16 protein-coding genes are annotated in these 19,373 nt (G+C 48.5%); 1 reads left to right on the plus strand and 15 read right to left on the minus strand.

Going from position 1 to position 19,373, the window contains the following annotated elements:
• Positions 1 to 18 precede the first annotated feature (18 nt).
• From AMJAP_RS12235 to AMJAP_RS12275, 9 genes are all read right to left on the minus strand, one after another.
• Entirely contained in the window at positions 19 to 3,480 is a 3,462-nt protein-coding gene (locus tag AMJAP_RS12235) for an ATP-binding protein (RefSeq protein ID WP_019620266.1), read from the minus strand.
• Between the two features lie 424 nt (positions 3,481 to 3,904).
• Complete coding sequence (locus AMJAP_RS12240; RefSeq protein ID WP_201356380.1) at positions 3,905 to 4,789, minus strand: DMT family transporter; 885 nt, start codon at positions 4,787 to 4,789, stop codon at positions 3,905 to 3,907.
• 79 nt (positions 4,790 to 4,868) lie between these two features.
• On the minus strand, positions 4,869 to 5,759 hold the full coding sequence (locus AMJAP_RS12245; protein ID WP_019620264.1) for a LysR substrate-binding domain-containing protein: 891 nt from the start codon (positions 5,757 to 5,759) through the stop codon (positions 4,869 to 4,871).
• A gap of 11 nt (positions 5,760 to 5,770) precedes the next feature.
• Positions 5,771 to 7,072 (minus strand): amidase, encoded by a 1,302-nt coding sequence (locus tag AMJAP_RS12250; protein ID WP_019620263.1) that lies wholly within the window; start codon positions 7,070 to 7,072, stop codon positions 5,771 to 5,773.
• Positions 7,069 to 8,253, minus strand: coding sequence for an oxamate carbamoyltransferase subunit AllG family protein (locus AMJAP_RS12255; RefSeq protein ID WP_019620262.1), 1,185 nt, complete (start codon positions 8,251 to 8,253; stop codon positions 7,069 to 7,071). The genes AMJAP_RS12250 and AMJAP_RS12255 overlap by 4 nt, the downstream gene beginning before the upstream one ends.
• 113 nt (positions 8,254 to 8,366) lie before the next feature.
• Entirely contained in the window at positions 8,367 to 8,978 is a 612-nt protein-coding gene (locus tag AMJAP_RS12260; protein ID WP_019620261.1) for a hypothetical protein, read from the minus strand.
• Between the two features lie 53 nt (positions 8,979 to 9,031).
• Complete coding sequence (locus tag AMJAP_RS12265) at positions 9,032 to 9,901, minus strand: NAD-dependent epimerase/dehydratase family protein (RefSeq protein ID WP_019620260.1); 870 nt, start codon at positions 9,899 to 9,901, stop codon at positions 9,032 to 9,034.
• A 59-nt stretch (positions 9,902 to 9,960) separates the two neighbouring features.
• A complete protein-coding gene (locus AMJAP_RS12270) occupies positions 9,961 to 10,950 on the minus strand; it encodes a PDR/VanB family oxidoreductase (protein WP_019620259.1) in 990 nt (329 codons plus the stop codon).
• A gap of 140 nt (positions 10,951 to 11,090) precedes the next feature.
• Positions 11,091 to 12,299, minus strand: a complete 1,209-nt coding sequence (locus AMJAP_RS12275) for an aromatic ring-hydroxylating oxygenase subunit alpha (RefSeq protein ID WP_019620258.1) — start codon at positions 12,297 to 12,299, stop codon at positions 11,091 to 11,093.
• Between the two features lie 344 nt (positions 12,300 to 12,643).
• Between AMJAP_RS12275 and gloA the strand changes: the two genes are divergently transcribed.
• The gene (gloA, locus tag AMJAP_RS12280; RefSeq protein ID WP_026339955.1) at positions 12,644 to 13,054 is read left to right on the plus strand and encodes a lactoylglutathione lyase; all 411 of its coding nucleotides are present in this window, start codon (positions 12,644 to 12,646) and stop codon (positions 13,052 to 13,054) included.
• Positions 13,055 to 13,136: 82 nt separating this feature from the next.
• Here gloA and AMJAP_RS12285 read toward each other — a convergent pair whose 3' ends face one another.
• The 6 genes from AMJAP_RS12285 to AMJAP_RS12310 form a co-directional block, all read right to left on the minus strand.
• Entirely contained in the window at positions 13,137 to 13,634 is a 498-nt protein-coding gene (locus AMJAP_RS12285; protein ID WP_019620256.1) for a universal stress protein, read from the minus strand.
• Between the two features lie 12 nt (positions 13,635 to 13,646).
• Entirely contained in the window at positions 13,647 to 14,951 is a 1,305-nt protein-coding gene (locus AMJAP_RS12290) for a TRAP transporter large permease (protein WP_019620255.1), read from the minus strand.
• Positions 14,952 to 14,990: 39 nt separating this feature from the next.
• A complete protein-coding gene (locus AMJAP_RS12295; protein WP_019620254.1) occupies positions 14,991 to 15,530 on the minus strand; it encodes a TRAP transporter small permease in 540 nt (179 codons plus the stop codon).
• Between the two features lie 144 nt (positions 15,531 to 15,674).
• The gene (gene dctP / locus AMJAP_RS12300) at positions 15,675 to 16,691 is read right to left on the minus strand and encodes a TRAP transporter substrate-binding protein DctP (protein WP_019620253.1); all 1,017 of its coding nucleotides are present in this window, start codon (positions 16,689 to 16,691) and stop codon (positions 15,675 to 15,677) included.
• Between the two features lie 466 nt (positions 16,692 to 17,157).
• Positions 17,158 to 18,051 carry a LysR substrate-binding domain-containing protein gene (locus AMJAP_RS12305; RefSeq protein ID WP_019620252.1) on the minus strand — a complete coding sequence of 298 codons (894 nt, stop codon included), beginning with the start codon at positions 18,049 to 18,051 and terminating at the stop codon, positions 17,158 to 17,160.
• 118 nt (positions 18,052 to 18,169) lie between these two features.
• Complete coding sequence (locus AMJAP_RS12310) at positions 18,170 to 19,243, minus strand: substrate-binding domain-containing protein (RefSeq protein ID WP_019620251.1); 1,074 nt, start codon at positions 19,241 to 19,243, stop codon at positions 18,170 to 18,172.
• Positions 19,244 to 19,373: the final 130 nt, after the last annotated feature.

Genomic DNA, 19,373 nt, shown 5'->3' on the forward strand with positions numbered 1-19,373 from the left:
CTCATTAGCCCTTACTCATTAGCTCTGAGTCTCCAGATAGATCACAAGCTTATCGAACAGGAAGTTTTCACTAAGTTCCCTCAGGTGGGCTAACGCCCCTGTGGATATAATCCCCAGCCCTTCAATCTCTTTCAGACACTGCACCACCCCTTTGCGATAACCCAGTTCGGCGCAGTTTTTCAGCTCAAGTATCAAAGGATGGTCTGGCTGGCTGATCGCCTTGCCAGCGTCAGCAGTATCCTCGGTAATACTGTCAGACAGGTGCCCAGCCGATGTTAGTTCTGCAGGTGTTATTGAACTTTGAGGATCGGACTCACCCCGGTAGATCCATTTCAATTCCAGATACTTACCCAGGGTTTCGAGCAGATGATGGTTAGCCACCGGTTTCACCAGGTAATCATCGTAACTCTCATGCCCTTCTTCCCCTGCGGACAGCTCCCGTGCATCGGCCGACAACATCACTATCTTCCCGGGGACTTTGCGCTGCCGCAGAATACTCGCCAACTGCAGACCGGACATCCCCGGCATAGAGATATCCAGCAGGAACAGATCCGGCTCTGTCTTCTGTAGTTGTGACAAACAGCTATCCGCATCCGGGGCTTCCATAATACTGAACCCAAGCGGCATCAGAATATCCGCCAGCAGGCCGCGCAATACCGGGTCATCATCCACCAGACAGAGCGTCCTTTTATAACCTTCGTAGCCGATGATGCGTCTTTCCTGCAATACTGGTGTTAACTCCTCATTACTCACCCAGGGCAGCATCATCGAGACTTTGAAACAACTCCCCTGCCCAGGGTTACTCTCAACCTGCAGATCGCCCCCCATAATGTCGGTCAACAGATTAACAATGGTCAGCCCCAGCCCCGTGCCGGGCAGATGAGCCGTATCCCGGTTACGGATGCGTTCAAAGGGTGCAAATATTCGCTGCAATTGATACTCATCGATACCGGGGCCGGTATCCCGGATGGCAAACTCCGCCACCTGATTACGGTAATGAATATCAAAATCCACCCGACCATTCGGGGTATATTTGATCGCATTGGAAAGCAGATTAATCAGAATCTGCCGCAAACGTTTTTCATCGGTAACGATACGTTGTGGCAGTGGGTTGGCAATATGACAGTTGAATTCGATACCTTTCTGTAACGCCTGCATACGAAACATCTCGGCCAGTTGTTCAATAAGCTCCGGCAGATTGACCTGATTACGATAGAGATCTAAGCGCCCCGCTTCGATCTTAGAGATATCCAGTAAGCCCTCGATCAGGTCGGTCAGATAGAGGCCACTACGGTGGATAATATCCAGACCCCGCTGTTGATCTTCCTGCAGTTCAGTACGCTCACGCAATAACTGTGCATAACCCAGTATCGATTGCAGCGGCGTACGCAACTCATGACTAATCCCCGACAGATAGCGACTCTTAGCCGCATTAGACCGCTCGGCTAACTCTTTAGCCTGCTGCAACTCAAGGTCGGTTTTCTCGTGGGCGTCGATCTCCCGGGTCAGTTTCATGGTTTGCCGGTTGGATTCCTGCTGAGCCACCACCCGACTTTCGTGAGCCAGCAAGAACAACCAGGTCACGACACCCGAGGCAATAAACAGAGTGAAAAACAGCGTCCAGATCGTTTGTAAGACCAGCGCCGTTTCTTCCGGGGTTTGCGGTGCTAACTGCCGGAATATAATCGCCAGCAACACAGCCAACACCAGATTTACCACCAGTAACAGGGTAACAAACTTACCCAAACGCGAACTGACCAGCTTTACCGTCCGCCGGGGTAGCAGCAGATGAAGCATCTCCATCACCTGCCGGGAAAGCCGCGCCTTAGGTTTGCAGTTATCCAGACAACGCACATCCAGCGAACAACAGAGGGAGCAGATCGGCAGATCATAGGCGGGACAAAAGCTCATATCCTCCCGCTCAAAATCATTCTCACAGATACCACAGGTAACGATGCTGACATTGCGGGTTTGCCCGACAACCGGCACCAGACGGATATACTGCTTCAAGTCTTCGTTGGTACGGGCAATATAGTAACGACCACCGGTCAGCCAGGCGATCAGCGGCACACAGACAAAACAGCTCGCCAGGCTGACAAAGTGGCAAAGATTGCGGGCTTCTTCGCCAAACAGGCCGAGATAACTCAGCATTCCCAGTGTCGTAGAGATCACCATCGACCCCATACCGACCGGGTTGATGTCATACAGATGACCCCGTTTAAACTCGATACCCGGTGGACTCAGCCCCAGCGGCTTATTGATTAGCAGGTCTGCCGACAAGGACGCCAGCCAGCTGATCGCAATAATGGCAAAGATACCCAGAATCGCTTCCAGTGCCTGATAGATACCCAGCTCCATCAGGATCAGGGCGATAGTCACATTAAACACCAGCCAGACCACCCGCCCCGGATGACTGTGGGTCAGTCGTGAAAAGAAGTTAGACCAGGCGATAGACCCGGCATAGGCGTTGGTGACATTGATCTTCATCTGGCAGACCACCACCATCAATGCTGCCAGCAGCAGTGCAATCTCGGGGGAGCCGGTCATCAGCTGAAACACCCGCTGATACATATAGGTGGGATCTGAAGCTTCCTGAACACTCATTCCCTGTGTGATCGCCAGATAGGCAAGAAAGGAACCCAGGAGCATTTTTATCATCCCGGTAAACACCCAGCCAGGACCGGCCATAATCAGCCAAAACCACCACTGACGCTTATTCTCTTCAGTTTTCTCCGGCATAAACCGCAGATAATCCACCTGTTCGCCTATCTGCGCAAACAGCGCAAAGAACACGGATACCGCGGCACCAAACATAATGATGTCAAACTCACCGCTGGCGGTAGCGGCCATCCCCGGGCTGAACTCAGTCCAGCCCTGCAAACTATCAAATTCAAACCAGAGCACCACCACAATAGCTGCCAGTTGCAGCGCTACCCAGAGATTATGCGTTCCCACCTGAAACCGACTAATCGCCGTTATGCCGTGAGTAACGATGGGGATAACCGCCACCGCACAGAGCAGATAACCCACCGCTAACGGAATACCAAACAAGGCTTTCAGCGCCGAGGCCAGAATCGCCGCTTCAATAGCAAAGAAGATAAAGGTGAACGAAGCATAGATAAGGGAGGTCAGTGTAGAACCCAGATAACCAAACCCCGCACCCCGGGTTAACAGATCGATATCCAGCCCATGTTTGGCAGAGTAGTAAGCGATAGGAAACCCGGTGATAAACAGCACCAGACAGACCGCCAGCATCGCGATAACCGTATTGGTAAAGCCATAACTGAGTGTTACCGCTGCAGCCAACCCCTCAAGCGCCAGAAATGATGCAGCCCCCAGCGCAGTTTTACCCACCCGGGAGATACTCATATGACGCCCTTTACGCGCAGTAAAACGAAGCGCGTAATCCTCCAGCGTCTGATCAGCAACCCACTTATTATAGTGGCGTCGCACCTTAAGGATTTTCTGGAAAGCGGGCATAAACTCCTTACATCTAATCGCACAAACTCAGTGCGCAAGCCCTCCTGCAGTGCGCGCCCACGCACCACAACAGAGCCTGTATAACTGTTTTTCCGTAAACCGGGCTTTAATAGGAAGTAGATTGCAGGATTGGTGCCAGACGGGGGGAAGGCAAAGAAGTAGCTAGTTGCTAGTGGTTAGACGCGACTGCGTCGCTTGCTAGAAAAAGCAGAAAAACTAACATTGTAGGAGCGACGCCCCGTCGCGAAGGCCAACTTTCCCTAGAATTAGTCGTCAGATTCTCCTCTGTGTTCTCTGTGGTGACTCTCTTTTTAGATATCATTTCTACCACGGAGGACACAGAGAGCACGGAGGAAAAACAAAGAGAATCGCCACGGGGGAGTGGCTCCTACAGTAGACAATAAGCGCATCACAATACTGCAAATTAAGCCCTTTCTCTTGCGATCAAAACCCCACCCGATATAACCGCCATGATGCCAATAACACCCAAAAGGCTGGGTAAAGCATCACCTAAGACAACCCCAATTATTAATGAGAAAATAATGACAGAGTACCCTGCTGCCCCCACTATTCCTGCTCTTGTTTGTCCATAGGCTTTAGTCATATAAATCTGAGCTAGCGACGCAGTTACCCCTATGGCTAGAAGATAAAGCCACTGCATTCCTTCAGGCATGATAAATTCACCCATCATGAAATTCAGAGTCTCGCTTCCATAATAAGGCGAGATCATCATAGAAATCATAGGAACCAAAATACCAATACCCATAAAACTAAGCACAATAATGCGCGTATTATAATATTTGTTTAACTCTCTGATACTGGTAAACGCTAATGCCGCGCACACTGCATTTAGCAGTCCGAATACATGACTTTCTTCAACGCTCAAGCCAGCGGGTTGCATTACAAGCAGCATCCCTACAAAGCCGATAATGATAGCCAGCCAGCCTTTCTTCCCAATTCTTTCACGTAAGAACCACATTGCAAAAATAGCCGTAAAGATAGGTGACATTCGTGAGTAGGTAACCGCATCAGCTAACGATATATTTGCGACATTGTAGAAAAATGACAACATTGCGATCAATCCAACACCTGCCCTAAACAAAAGCAGCCAGGGCTTTCCTCCTTCTTGACGCACAGGGACTTTAAAAAAGGTCGCTGAGATTAAAAGCACGCCAATAATGTTTCTAAAAAAGACGATTTCAACGGTTGGCATATCAGCCGCTAAAAACTTTGCAAACGCACTCATAAAGGCTAAGTAAAACGCCGATACAAGCATAAACCATACGCCTTGATTAATATTTTTAACCACTGACACAACCACCTTTTTACTGACTATAACCAACACAAGCGCTGGCCTGAGCCACCCCTCCTCTACTTCAGGTTAAGCTCTATTGCTTTACCCACTGTTCGGCTTCCTTGCTTATCCAGTCAATGAACGCGGCAGTTTTTCTGTCTGGTTCTTTATAGTCGGGCCAGGCGATATAGTAGGCATAATCCGGTAGTTCCAGATCGAACAGTCTGACCAGCGAGCCTTCCTGCAGCTCTCGCTGCAACAGCAGCGGACAGCCGAGCATAATGCCCTGCCCATTCAGGATGGCTTGTAAGCGAACATTGGTATCATCAAATATCAGCCCGCTTTCACAGCGCACCTGCTCAGCCCCGGCCAGGTCCAGCCACTCACGCCAGGGGGCGTAATCCGTGTCATGGATAAAGGTGTGTCCCGCCAGGTCTTCGGGGTGAAGGATCCTGCCGGCCTCTTGCAGAAAAGCAGGACTGCAAACGGGGGTCAGCTCTCCGGGAATAAGCCTCTGTGCTTCTGCACCTGGCCACTCCCCTTTACCCCAGAGAATAGCCGCATCAATATTCTCTGCACTAAAATCAGGGGCGCTATTTCGGTGAATAAGATCCACCTGTATCTCTGAGTTTTTAACCCAGAAATTTTTAAGCCGCGGCGCAAGCCACGAAACTGAAAAGAACGGCCGCAATGCAATATGCAGGTTGGCCTGCTGCTTCACTTCCATCACATTGCGCACAGCACTGGCAATCGCCTTAAATGGCTCATCCAGAGAGGTATAAAGACGGTAGCCCTCATCAGTAAGCAGCATACTTCGGCTGGTACGACTGAACAGCCGTACTTCCAAATACTCTTCCAACGTTTTGATCTGATGACTTACCGCTGAAGGTGATACCAATAACTCCTCAGCAGCTTTGGTAAAGTTCAGATATTTGCCCGCCACCACAAAGGTTTTCAGGGCATTCATCAACGGTATATAAGCCATCAAGCGACTCCTTAACTCATTGTTGTTTCAGCCCAGCGGGCCAATGTCAGTAGCTGATCATCTTCACGGGGGCGGCCTATAAACTGCAAACCCAGCGGTAAACCTTGTTCATCGGTCATCCCCGGCAGCGTCACTACAGGCAAGCCCAGAACCTGCCATGGCCGGCTCATATGCGGCTGACCGGTAGCGGTTTGACCCGAAGGAGCGACACCCGGCGCCGCCGGTGCCAGTATCGCATCGACATCCTGATGATCAGGATTAGACCAGAGCCAGTTACCTATCTTGGCGACCGTTTCTAACGAATCCATATAGGTCTCCCGCGCCATGCCCCGTCCCAACTCAAATAGCTGCTGCAAGGCTTCTGATAGTTGCTCGGGATGTTCCGCTTCATGGGTCAGATTACGGGTCGCTTCCCAGGCCATTATCTTATGATGATGCTCAACTAAACGACGAATCAGATCACAGCTATGCATCTCGATCATCTCAGCGCCCTGCTGCTGTAAACGATTACTGAATTGTTCCAGCGCCTCATCCATCGCCGGATCACTGTCACCCACCGAACTGCCTTTACAGACTAAAATCCGATAGGGACGATCAGGCTTCGCAGCTGGGGCAAGCGGTTGCTGCAATAAAACACTACGCAACAACTCGATGTCTTCCACCTGGCGGGCAAAGAGTCCTAAGGAATCCAGTGACTGGGCCAACGGCTGCACTCCGCGTAATGAATATTCACCCCGGCTGCCAACATAACCCACCACACCACAATAAGCGGCCGGGCGAATAACCGATGCCGCCGTTTGTGAGCCGACAGCCACCGGGATCATAAAATCCGCTACAGCTGCTGCTGAACCACTCGACGACCCACCCGGGGTACGGCTCAGGTCTCTTGGATTACAGGTTTTACCCGGTTTGAAATAGGCAAATTCAGTGGTCACCGTTTTACCCGGCACGATGGCACCAGCCTTGGTTAACAAGTTAACGCAGCTGGCGTTATCCACCGGCTGTCTGCCCTGATAGATAGCTGATCCCATCTCTGTTGGCATAGCCGCGGTATCAATAATATCTTTAATACCTATCGGTAAACCTTGCAACAGGCTGGATTTATAGAACGCCTCATGTTGCTGATAGTGTTGCAGATACTGCTCACGGGATAACAGATAATGCCAGGCTCCAACCTCCGGCTCCCGGGCATCGATCCGGTCGTAGTAAGCATTAATCAGATCCACAGGAGAAACGTCTCCCGCGGCGATCATATCGAGAGCGCGGCGTAAACTTAACGTATTAAAGTCGATATCCTGCGTCGGGCTATTCATAGCCCCGCCTCATCCAACACATTACGGAAGAAGCTCACAGGAACATCCACTACACCCCCGCCGATACGACCGGATTCGCCGCGATCTTCAATCATTCCCAGCAACACCATCGGGCCACCCTGATTTTCTACTACCTGACGGGCAGACGTCATCGCCGGACGCGAACCAAAACCAGTCAGCGTTGCTGCCAGGGCTTTTTCTGGACGATTCAGTGCGTCCTCAGGCAGATAAGCCTTAAGGCCTTCATAAGAGGCAGTCGCCGTATTTAAAACCTGGCCCCCCAGGCCAATGAAATCGACTACCGCACTATCACCTATAGCCCCAACAGCACGACGACCGGTATGGGCTTCATCAATAGCGCCCTTCACTTCAGGGGCGGCCATCGTAATCCAGAGCCCCGGTTTAGCCGCAACCTGAACACCAAAGTCATAACCATTACCAGCTGCCTTGGTTATCAGAGAAGCACCTTCGACACCCTCTGCCGCCGACATCATCAGGCTGCTGGAAGCCATCCAGATATTCAGGGCAAAGGCCATCGCGCCATTCAAAAAGGTTTCTATCTCTTCCGGAATATCACCACTAGTCGCCTTAAAGAGCTGATCTGCGATCAACGCAGAGCCGGCAATGGTGCGTCCATGACAGTCATCACCATCACCCAACGCAGCCGCTATCACAGGTAACAGATCAATAGGTTGCTCTAAACGGTTAGCGATCCAGTCACTCAGTTCACCATTCAGCCAGCGTAAGTGCGCCTGCAGTTCAGGGTCTAACTTTCCTAAACGGGTACAGTGCACCATGCCTTCATTCAAAACCGAGTATTTTTTCGCCGCAGGGTTATTCGCATCCGCGATTACCATTAACTGCATCGACGGCGAGACTACACCCGCCAGTGGTACCACTATGTGATGATCCTGTGCCGGTTCAACTCGAATCAATCCCTGGTTAATCATCTGTCTGGCCTGATCATAACTATCAGCCCAGCCTTCCCATACGGCGCTTACACAAAGCGAATTCATCACCGGTGCTGGAATCGTATCGACAGCGCTAAATGGAGGACCTGCATGTAGCAACAATTTAGCGTCACCAGCGATAACATCGCTAACCCGGCACATTCCTGTCCATTGAGGATGACATTCAGAGACCCGATCAAACGCAGTCTGATCAGCAACAGATAACAACATAGAAATACTCTCCTGACGGGTTATGCCATCACCAGGATGGCACCCGTTTTTATTATGATAAGAGACAGGACTTACGTAACACTTACTCGGCAGATGCCAGTTTGACCGAACACCTATTCAGCTCGAACCCAGCTTTCACTGTTCGCCAGTGCTGCTGATTGAGCGATTCGGTTGAGGAAATCACGCTCGACTGTCGTACCCGGTAGTGGCGTGCCATTAACTTCAACAACCGCACAACCGGCTGGCTGGAAAATAGCAAACATCTCATGTTCACCGGTCTGAGTTTCTTCAGGAGGCAGTGCGACGGCAAAAGGCTCGGCCAGATCTTTCCAGATCATGCTCAGGGTTGTACCTGTGCTTTCAGAGTGCGCGATGCAGGCCTGCTGCTTTGGATAGTCAGCTTCAGTTTTAAAGCTGGCATCTGCGATATATTCCAGGTTATCCAAGGCCACCGCCGGGCGGAACAAACCGAAACGACGAACAAAGTTCTCGACCAGATACTGCGCCAGCTCGAGGTTATCAGTCAGGCACTTACGCACGGCGCTGCTGTCCTCTTTCTGGTATGGATTTTCCAGCACCAGAATGGCTTCACCCCGGCCATAATCAGAAGCGGCGATTCGAAAGTACAGCGACAGTGACGACCAGTCACCTTCGGAATCAGTTTTCAGATAGATAAACGGGTTATCACCGGTCCAGTCGACCTTACCTGTACGGATAGAATTCATAGCATAGATCCTTGTGTAATAGTTCTTGTTGTTATGGGTTAATGAAGCGCCGATCAGGCACGCGCTTTCGCTTTAGCCCGCAGTTGTTCAAAGTCAGAGGTAGGCTGCCAGCCCAGTAGCTCTTTCGCCGCTGAACTGGAGAAAACTGACGCGCGTGGATTTTCCTGGAAGCGCCGGGGAATTGAGACAGTTGGGAGATCGCCAATCACATCCTGATACCACTCCAGCGTAGGCTCTGGGTGCGAAGTATCATCTGCGCTAAGGAAGAACGTGCCGTAGCGCAAACCTTCAGCCTTCAGAGCACAGTCAAATGCGGTAGCTACATCTTCGGCAGTCACGTAGTAGAACAACCAGTGTCGATCAGGCGCATCTACAAACTCGATATACTGTTCGAGGCTTTCATCCAGGACGACCGCCAGTGGACGCAGACAGATCACATCCATATCGGTCCCATCAACAAAGCTCTTCGCCATCTGCTCCATAACGATTTTGGAAACGCTGTAAGCCTGCACCGGCTTATTCTCATGAGTTTCATCAATCGGCAAAGAAACGGGATGCCAATCCGGGCGCATCTCACTCAGGCCGCAGGCCGAAACACTGGAACAGAGCACCACTTTTTGTACTTTCATCTCAGATGCCGCCTGCAGAACATGCCAGGTGCCACGCACATTGATATCGATATATTCTTCCGGGGCACAGTTCCAGTCATAATCCAGTGCTGCCAGATGCACGACTGCATCAGCACCCTCAAACGCTTTGCGCAACTGCGGCAGATCCATCACATTCGCTTCTATATATTCAACACCGCTATCCCCCGCAACCAGATCAGCGATAACAACCTCATAGCTTTTTAATAACTGGCGGACAACATAGCCCCCAACGCGACCAGCACCACCGGTCACAACAACACGTTTAATAGACATAGACTTACCTAATTTTTACTCAGCTGTGTTTACAGGATTTGTTCTACAAATCGTTCAGCTTAAAGATCCAGAACCAACTCTGGAGAGACCGACCGGGAGACACACAGCATCATGTAATCGTTATCAGCTCTTTCCTCTTCAGAAAGGATCGAGTCACGATGATCAGGTACTCCGGACAACACACCGGTTTCGCAGGAACCACAGACACCATCACCACAGGACGTGGGAATTTTAATACCGGCTTCACGCAGTACGGTCAGTGCCGATTCACCTTCAGGGATACGGATACGCTGCCCGGTACTGTTGATCACCACATCAAACGCACCGCCGGAGTTATCAACCGGACCGGCCGCAAAGCGTTCAATATCCAGACTCCAGATCGGGTTAGCCTGTTCCGCATAGCGCTGCTCCAGGGCATCAAGGAGCGGTTTAGGGCCACAGGAATATACTGACGTATCAGCATCACAGGTCGCTAATAACCCTGGCAGATCAATATATCCATCTTCTTTATCACCATTCAGCGTGATACGGGACTGATCATAATGCGCCAGCTTTTCCAGGCAGGACATACGACTACGTTCGCGAGACAGATACACAAGACGCCAATCAAGCCCTTTGGCATCAGCTTCCTGAATCATTGGCAACATAGGTGTGATACCAATACCCCCGGCAATAAACAGGCATTTTTTACGCGGTTTAAATGGAAAATGATTACGGGGTTCAGACACCTTCAGCGTATCGCCTTGCTGTATCTGATTGTGAATAAAAAGAGAGCCTCCCCGGCCACCCTCTTCGCGCAGAACCGCCACCTGCCACTGGCTACTATCGTTACAGTCACTGCATAACGAGTACTGTCGCAACATGACATTATCCGCGTCCACATTGCCGTCGGCATCAGTACAGGTTTCAAGGGCCAGTTCAATATGTGCACCGGGTTGCCATGGCGGTAATGGCTCACCGTTTACTGCAACCAGCGTCAACCCTACAACATCTTCCGTCAGCGGTTGCTTAGCAGCCACTTTTACCAATATTTGATTAGTCGTTGCCATGAGATCACCCTTTAAAAGTTCCCATCTTCGAACAACGCCGAGGACAGGAATCCGTCTCAAAGCTGGGTCGGCCTGACTGGCATAGAACAACCAGACCGCCCATCTTTCTTATTATTACTGGAGTCGAATCTACGACCCGTTTATTCAGTCTCAGCAAGCTGAGCATCTGCCCGCTTATCTTCAGCCCGATACATATCAACCAGCCAGTTCTGCAAACGCTGGATAACCTGCTCTTCAGAGGCCAGGCGACCCCGGGGTGCATGTTTAGAGTGCATCCCTTTCTGCATCGCCCTCCAGGCGAACAGGTCCTCTTCCATTACCTGCCACAGATCGTCATGTTCCTGCTGAAAGTTCTTCTGGTAATCATCACGCTCCAGGGTTGATTCCGGATACATCCATGACACGCCATACCAGGTTTCTGTCGCACTCTTAGGCAGCCAGATGAAGAATTTCACTTTGTCTGGCATCGCCACAAGGAACATATTTGGTGCCACTGTTATATAGGACAGTTGCTCACGTTCCTGGTCTGTCAAGCTTGCCATGGGTGGCTGCAGGATAGAGCCCGTATGCGTTGGTGCAGCGTCTTTATGCTGGCTGATCAGGTTATATGCCACCAAACCTTTGTCGGCATCATTGTATTTAGCCTGCTCATCAACACTGCCTGGAGGCAACGGGTACATCTCTCCCCATGAACCACCATGCAGGACTGAGCAGTGATAACATTCATCGTTGAAAATCTTCCAGTTCCAGTCGAACGCTTCCATTTTTAGCGGTTCTGAAGCACGCAATTCAGATAATTTATAATTGCTCAGCTGCTCACCCAGGTTGGCGAGTCGATCACTCAATGGCGGTAAACTTTCATCGTAAGTAACAAAGATGAAACCTTCCCAAATTTCAGTACGAATTTTCGGCAGACAGACATCTTTAATATTAAAGTCTTCTTCATCTTTATCGGTCAGACCCGGTGCAGTAACCAGCTCACCACCCGTACTGTAAACCCAGGCATGTAACGGGCAACGTAACCGACGCGTATTACCTCGTCCTTCAACAATCAACATACCCCGATGCTGACAGACATTTGAAACGACATTGATTGAACCACTACGATCTCGGATAACGATCAAAGGGTCTTCACCAACATCAATAGTGTAGTAATCACCCGCTTTAGGGATATCATTCGCACGGCCAACACAGAACCATTCATGACCCCATACAGCATTCAATTCAAACTGATAAAAATCATCACCCGTAAAACATTCTGGCGGCAGTGAATAAACCGGACCACCGTCACTATAACTCGCATCAAATTCAGAAATAGAGATTGGGCTTTTTATTATTTTTTTAGTCATCTCACAAAGACTCCCGTCACAATTATTAATACATTAATTGATTTAAAATAATATTAATCAGCCACAAGCCAATTCAATAGAATTTTAAATCCAGAAACTTAATAGTCTCAAAAAACTATCACTTTAAGAACAAAGTATATTTCAAGGATCTATGAAACAAACTCAATGAACGACCCTTCTTAATTCAATCGTTGAATTTCATTCACAACACCAAAGATACACTGCCATTACGGGACCTTAAAGCAAGTATAATTCAACGATAGTTGAGTATAGCTAAGGGTAAAAGCATGCATTTATCTTGTAAAATTCTCATCATTAACAATTGATTCCAGTGAGAACAATAAATGTCTTCAAAAATAAAATTCCACCTTGACCATACGATGATAAGAGTTATTAATCTTGAAAAATCTCTGGACTTTTATGTTCGAATAATGGGAATGAAAATATTAAGAAAAAACGAATATCCCGACGGAAGATTTACCAATGTTTTTATTGGTTATGGCCCTGAAAACATCACTACAACAATTGAAATAACAAACAACTGGGATACAGAAAAACCTTATGATAAAGGTGAAGCCTATGGCCATATTGCATTTAATGTTGAAAATGTATCTGCCGCAATGGAATACCTGGAAGCAGAAGGTGTAACAATAAAAAGTCCGGCCAAGCCGATGAATCACGGCACCCGAATGCTGGGGTTTGTATTCGACCCAGACGGTTACATCATAGAGCTGAACGAACCGTTGAATAGCTAACGTCTCTTTACATCAAAACAGATACAAAAAAAGCCGGCAAAAACCGGCTTTTTATCACGCTAACATTTTTCTAGAGTCTCAATTAACGGTTGTAATCCTTTCCCGTTGGTACAACTAACACAGGCACTTTTGATCTCTTAATCACCTGCTGAGTAGTATGGCTCTGACTATGTAAGCCCAGCTTATTTTCAGTACCCATAACTATCAGATCAACCTGCTCTTGTTTCGCCGTCGCCAAAATAGCTTCATCATGATTACCTTCAACCACTTTCGGCGTCACTTTAATTTTGACAGGAACATCCAGGTTTTGGAGCTCTTCATCGAAGAACAGCTGAACCCGCTCTTCCATCTGTTTAATCACTTTGGCAATGCCTTCATCGTGAACTTTCTTCACCAGATCTTTAGGCAGATATTGACGAATAAGTGCTTCACCCAGTTCACCTACTGGATTAACCACATGCAACATAACCAACTCTGCCTGATTTTGTTGCGCCAGCTGAATGGCATGACGATAAACAGAACGGGTATAGGCCCCCAACGACGTTGTATACAGAATTTTATTAATTTGCGGCAAGCTCATGGTTTTCATTCCTTACATCATGTTCGGCAGGAACAGCACAACCTGCGGGAAAAAGCTGACGATCACTACTGCCACACACATCAGTAGGAAAAACGGGAAAGCCGCCTTTACTACTCTGCCAATCGACTGCCCGGTCAATCCCTGCAAAATAAACAGGTTAAAACCAACCGGAGGAGTCATCTGCGCCAGCTCGACCATCAGTACCAGAAACACTCCGTACCAGATCGGGTCAAACCCGGCCTGCAAAATCAGTGGCAGTGTAATTGGCAAGCTCATCACAATGATAGAAATACCATCGAGGAAGAAACCCAGCAAAATATAAAACAGCGCCAGAATTCCCAGTAATGCATAGGGTGATAATCCCAGACTCTCAATAATTTTCACCAGCTCAACCGGGATATGCAAATAACCAATCGCAGTAGACAAGAATGCTGCAGATATCAGAATTGAGCACACCATACAGGAGGTTTTTACCGCTCCCATCGCCGCTTCAATGACGATATCCCAGGAAAAACTACCCATGCAAATGACCAGAACAAAGGTTGCGGCAACACCTACCGCCGCAGCTTCTGACGGTGTTGCGATACCACTGTAAATCCCGCCGAGCACCAGAAAGATCAACGTCACTATCGGTATCAGATCTTTCAGACCATTAAGCAGGCGACCCAGCGTCAACTTTTCTTCTGAGCGTGGCGCTAATTCAGGGTTAATAACGCAACGAACGATAATGTAAGAGGAATACAAAAAAGCGACCAAAAGGCCCGGCATAATGCCCGCAGCAAAAAGCTTAGCAATCGAAACCTCAGCCAGCACGCCATAAATAATCATGACGATTGACGGTGGAATCAACAGCCCTAAACTACCGGCTCCCGCCAGCGAACCAACGGCTAAAGCATTGTTATAACCACGTTCAGCCAGCGCAGTCGTAGTGATTTTACCCACGGTGGCTGTTGTCGCAGAAGTAGACCCACTCACGGCGGCAAATAAGGTACAGCCCAGTACATTTGTATGTAATAACCGACCCGGCATCCACTGTACAAAGGGTGAAAGACCTCGGAACAATCGATCAGAAATATCGGTACGGAAAATTATTTCTCCCATCCAGATAAATAGTGGTATGGCTGATAACTCCCAGGCACTGGAGCTACGCCAGATAACAGAACGGGCAATATAACCAACACGGTCCAGCGGGAAATCAGCGATGAGGGTCAGACTGGTAATCGCGACCAGAAACAGACCAACAAAGACCCAGACCCCAAGGCCGAGAAACAGTATGATCAGGGCCAGCATAATGCCCATCGTCAGTAAAACGTCCATAGCAGACTCTCTTATAATTGTTATTGTTGCGACAACAGGTCAGTCTTGCTCACTCAGCAGCGGCTGGCCTGAAACGACCCGCACAATGTAGGCGAGCATCTGAATAATAAAGATCGCCAGACCCAGTAAGACAAAGGCTTCTGGAATCCACAGAGGTACCGCGGCGATAGTCTCGCTGGTTGAGCCCCGGTCTATATTCCGGGCAACACTCTTCCAAAAATACAGGGCGATATACGAAGTCAGCACCAGAGCAGCACTCACACAAAAAATCTCGATAATTTGACGACCAAGCCGACTGTGAACCTTAGTTAGTATAAAGTTCACCCGGATCAGGGTATTGGACTCAAAAGTATAACCCAGCGCCATAAAAGTCATTGCTGCAACACCGTAGCCAACAAACTCATCCAGAACAAAAGTTGAGGTACTGAAGAAAGCCCGCAGAATGATCTCCAGAATCACATGCAGAGTCATACCGGCCATCAGCAATACTGCCAGCACCGCTCCAGCTTTAGCCAGAAATGAAGCGAAGCGTATAAACAGTGCAGCAAACAACTGCAAAACATTTGAATCGGTTCTCATAGCCACATCCGTCTTAACGTTTGTTATTGTTATGACCGAAGTGAATTAGCAGGCACAATAAGCCCGTACCACATCGGCAAGCACAGAACAGTTCAGATTATAAAAGCAGACCGGGCGATTCCCGGCCTGCGTAGTGAAACAGACTTAGTTAGAAGCAACCTTTTTTGCTACCGCAGCACGATACTGGGACAGCAATTCTTCACCTTTAGGACCCATCTTCTTGACCCATTCCTGGATGACAGGCTGAGCTGCTGATTGCAACTCTGAACGGAAGTTAGCAGGCACACTTTCAACAATAGTCAGTCCCTTTCCACGACCCGCTGCATAGGCTTCCTGCACTACGTTACTGGTGTTATTCCAGACATGTGCTTCGGTCTCAATCGCTGCGGCAGTCACTGCTTGCTGCAACTCAGGAGAAAGGCCATTCCAGGTATCCAGATTCATCGTTATCAGGTTGATAGTGCTATCGTAGTTAAGCGCCGTGAAATGCGATACATAGTCATTGAAGCTACCACTCAAACCGGCTTCGATTGAAGTCAGTACACCGTCGATACCACCAGTACTCAGCTGCGGTACGATATCCGCCCAGCTCAGCTGAATTGGTGAAGAACCCGCATTACGAAACACCTTAGTACCGTTAGCGTCATAAGTACGCATTTTCAGGTTATTGACCGCTTCGTTATTAGTCAGTGCTTCCTTACCCCACAGACCACTTGAAGGCCATGGAGATGCGTACAACAATTTCTGATTGTATTTAGCCAGTACCCGCTGATATTCAGGTTTAGCCACATCGTACAATGTTTTAGCTTCCTCAGTATTCGAACTCAGGAAAGGCAAAGAAGACAGCAGGAAGATTGGATCAACACCACCCAATGGCGGAATAAAGGTATTCGCCAACACAACAGCACCGTCGCCTACCGCATCCAGCTGGTCCTTAGATTTCAGACCCAGCGCACCACCAAAGTGATGGGCAATTTCGATTTCACCCTTAGACGCCTTCTTCAGCTGAACACCAAAGTATTTGTCACCCTCACCCTGAACTGAAGTTGAAGGATATTCGTTAGGCATATCCCAGATCATAGTTCCAGCATTGACTGGCAATACTGAAGCAACCGATAAAACTGCAGACAAACCCAATGTTGTAGTTATTTTTTTAATCATTGTCGTATCCCAAATTGTCGAACCACCTTACCAGCAGTTCAAACCTTATTATTTTTGACAGGGCATTTGAGGATCAGCTGTAAAAACCTTCTCTCTAATCCACAAAACTCTTTTCAACAAAGAACTTTCAGATACCGGTCGGGTCATCATTTACTTCACGCATAAAGCTGAAGTTATCTGACCTTTTCATCCGATTCCTTAGATCCAGATCAATAATGTCACAATTTTTTAACCTGACCATGAAGGGGTACTCAAGGAACTGTGAGCTAGATTCATAACAAGCGAAATTAATTCACAGCAGGGGGTACGAAAATATTGAGGAAAACCTTGATTCACATCAAGATATTGTTTTTATTGAATAAATCGGCAAAACCGCATTTATATGAGGCAAAAAAATAGGGTTAAAGCAGCTTTAAAACAGACTAAAACTACCACTGAACAGTGAGGTCAATGAATAAAATTGAGCTTACTGTGAGAAAGACTTGTCATCCGTTTGCTGCAAAATCCAGTTAACAAAAGTTTCCATATTCTGGGTTAACTGCATTTTCTTTGGGTAAACAAGATAGTAGGAATAGGTATCCAGGCAGATATCAAACAACTGCACCAATCGCCCCTCTTCGAGCTCCCTCTTAAGTAAGGTAGGACAACCGAGCATGACCCCCTGACCATTAAGGATGGACTGGACCCTGACATTAGTGTCATCGATAATCAGATTTGCCTTACAACTGACATTGCCAGCCCCTGATTTTTCCAGCCAGGCATCCCAGGCTGAGCGATCTTCATCATGGATCAGGGTAAAGTCACTTAAATCAGCAGGATTTTTCGGGCGTCCCTTTTGTTCGATCAGGCTGGCACTGCAGATCGGTGTCAGATCTCCCGGGAGTAAAAATTTAGCTTCCATATCAGGCCAGTCACCTTTCCCCCAGACAATACCCAGATCGACATGATCAGTCATAAAGTCAGGCACTTTAATGGTATGGGTCAGGTCGATCTCTATCTTAGGATTCTGGCCCCAGAAGCTATTCAACCGTGGCGCCAGCCAGGCACTGGACAAAAATGGCCGAAGTGCAATATTAAGTGACTCACGACCCCGGTTATGCAGAGTATCTTGAATGGCCCGGGCGATCTGATCAAAAGGGCCTTCGAGAGAGGCATGCAGATGCGCACCGTCGATCGTTAGTGTCAAAGTACGATTCTGGCGAATAAACAATTTGAAGCCCAGATAGTCTTCCAGCACGCGAATCTGATGGCTAACGGCCGAAGGAGAGACCAGCAGATCTTCAGAAGCTTTCGTAAAGTTAAGATAGTGCCCTGCTACAACAAACGTTTTCAAAGCATTTAACAAGGGTAGATGGAGCATAATTAACGTCTCACTCTGGCTTCAGCATCAAGTATATTAAAGCAGTCATAGCGATAATCACATAAGGGGCACAAGATAAAAAGCTATCAATGAGCAGCGTAGCAATTACTTCGCAAAGCTAACTACTAAGAACCTTATCGACTGTAACAACCTCGCCACAATCATCCGGCGAATACCCCGGTAATTTCAGCACTGCTTGCTGAAACGCGTCCCCGCGAATGCTTTCCAACAACCGCAGCATTGCCTCCTGTTTCAGTGTTTTGTTATGACACACCAACAAGTAATGCTCTGAAGATAACGGTATAAAATCCAGCCCGAACTGGCGGGCCGCCGCTTCCACACCCATACCTACATCAGCCATTCCGGCAGCAACGAAGGCTGCAACGGCGGAGTGAGTAAACTCCTCATCGGCAAAACCGCTGATCTTTTTACTGTTTACTCCTTCCCGGCGTAATAACTCATCCAGCAGTGCCCGGGTTCCAGAGTCTTTCTGACGATTGATGAATTTTACATCTTTACGCACTAAGTCTTTAAGCCCGGCGATCTTCTGAGGGTTTCCAGACTTCACCATCAGCCCCTGCCGGCGGGTTATGAACTTAATAATCTTATGTACCCGGGGTTTCAAGTGGCGGCTATAGGTTTCGTAAAGGGCATCGCTCATCCCTCCTTCCCGACCGTTGACCGGCACATGGAAACCAGCAACATCACAAACACCTCTATTCAGGGACGCCAGAGCGTCTTCAGCGCTCTTGTACTGCAGATCCAATTGAATGTCGTCAGAGAAGTCCGGTAATAAAGCCACTGCATAGCCATAACTGGCATGCAGACGCAGTAGCGGGCTTACCCCTTCCAGAGCACGGTGAATTTCCAGATTAAGCTCTGACGCAAGACTGTCTAGCTGCGGTTCAAGACGAGCTAACACCCGTTGTTCTGCCCAGAGGAGCTTTTCCCCCAGCGCAGACAGAGTTGCCCCTTTACCCTTCTGCATATTCACTAACGGCAGACCAAAGAAGGCCGCCCAGGTGTTCAGAAGGTTCCAGCCATGGCGATAGGATATGCCTATTTTTTCAGTCGCCGCCGTGAGCTTACCGGTCTCATGTATTGCACCCAGTAGCGAAAATAACTGAGGATTCAACTGGTTACCGCCTGAGTCGCGGAATGACCAGCTTGGAACAACCTGAATTCGTTTCATATGCACAAGATTTCATATTTTGTAAAACATCAACTAATGCTACTTTAAACCTATAGATAAAGTACATATATTCCGCTTTACAGACACTAACAAAGCAACATATGCAATCTACTTCATATGTGAAAGAGAA

Source organism: Amphritea japonica ATCC BAA-1530 (assembly GCF_016592435.1).
Taxonomy (GTDB): domain Bacteria; phylum Pseudomonadota; class Gammaproteobacteria; order Pseudomonadales; family Balneatricaceae; genus Amphritea; species Amphritea japonica.

Bases quoted from the DNA above. Each gene is read 5' to 3' on its own strand.
- AMJAP_RS12235 (WP_019620266.1), bottom strand. From the start codon at position 3,480: ATGCCCGCTTTCCAGAAAATCCTTAAGGTGCGACGCCACTATAATAAG.
- AMJAP_RS12245 (WP_019620264.1), bottom strand. From the start codon at position 5,759: ATGGCTTATATACCGTTGATGAATGCCCTGAAAACCTTTGTGGTGGCG.
- AMJAP_RS12250 (WP_019620263.1), bottom strand. From the start codon at position 7,072: ATGAATAGCCCGACGCAGGATATCGACTTTAATACGTTAAGTTTACGC.
- AMJAP_RS12255 (WP_019620262.1), bottom strand. From the start codon at position 8,253: ATGTTGTTATCTGTTGCTGATCAGACTGCGTTTGATCGGGTCTCTGAA.
- AMJAP_RS12260 (WP_019620261.1), bottom strand. From the start codon at position 8,978: ATGAATTCTATCCGTACAGGTAAGGTCGACTGGACCGGTGATAACCCG.
- AMJAP_RS12265 (WP_019620260.1), bottom strand. From the start codon at position 9,901: ATGTCTATTAAACGTGTTGTTGTGACCGGTGGTGCTGGTCGCGTTGGG.
- AMJAP_RS12270 (WP_019620259.1), bottom strand. From the start codon at position 10,950: ATGGCAACGACTAATCAAATATTGGTAAAAGTGGCTGCTAAGCAACCG.
- AMJAP_RS12275 (WP_019620258.1), bottom strand. From the start codon at position 12,299: ATGACTAAAAAAATAATAAAAAGCCCAATCTCTATTTCTGAATTTGAT.
- gloA (WP_026339955.1), top strand. From the start codon at position 12,644: ATGTCTTCAAAAATAAAATTCCACCTTGACCATACGATGATAAGAGTT.
- AMJAP_RS12285 (WP_019620256.1), bottom strand. From the start codon at position 13,634: ATGAGCTTGCCGCAAATTAATAAAATTCTGTATACAACGTCGTTGGGG.
- AMJAP_RS12290 (WP_019620255.1), bottom strand. From the start codon at position 14,951: ATGGACGTTTTACTGACGATGGGCATTATGCTGGCCCTGATCATACTG.
- AMJAP_RS12295 (WP_019620254.1), bottom strand. From the start codon at position 15,530: ATGAGAACCGATTCAAATGTTTTGCAGTTGTTTGCTGCACTGTTTATA.
- dctP (WP_019620253.1), bottom strand. From the start codon at position 16,691: ATGATTAAAAAAATAACTACAACATTGGGTTTGTCTGCAGTTTTATCG.
- AMJAP_RS12305 (WP_019620252.1), bottom strand. From the start codon at position 18,051: ATGCTCCATCTACCCTTGTTAAATGCTTTGAAAACGTTTGTTGTAGCA.
- AMJAP_RS12310 (WP_019620251.1), bottom strand. From the start codon at position 19,243: ATGAAACGAATTCAGGTTGTTCCAAGCTGGTCATTCCGCGACTCAGGC.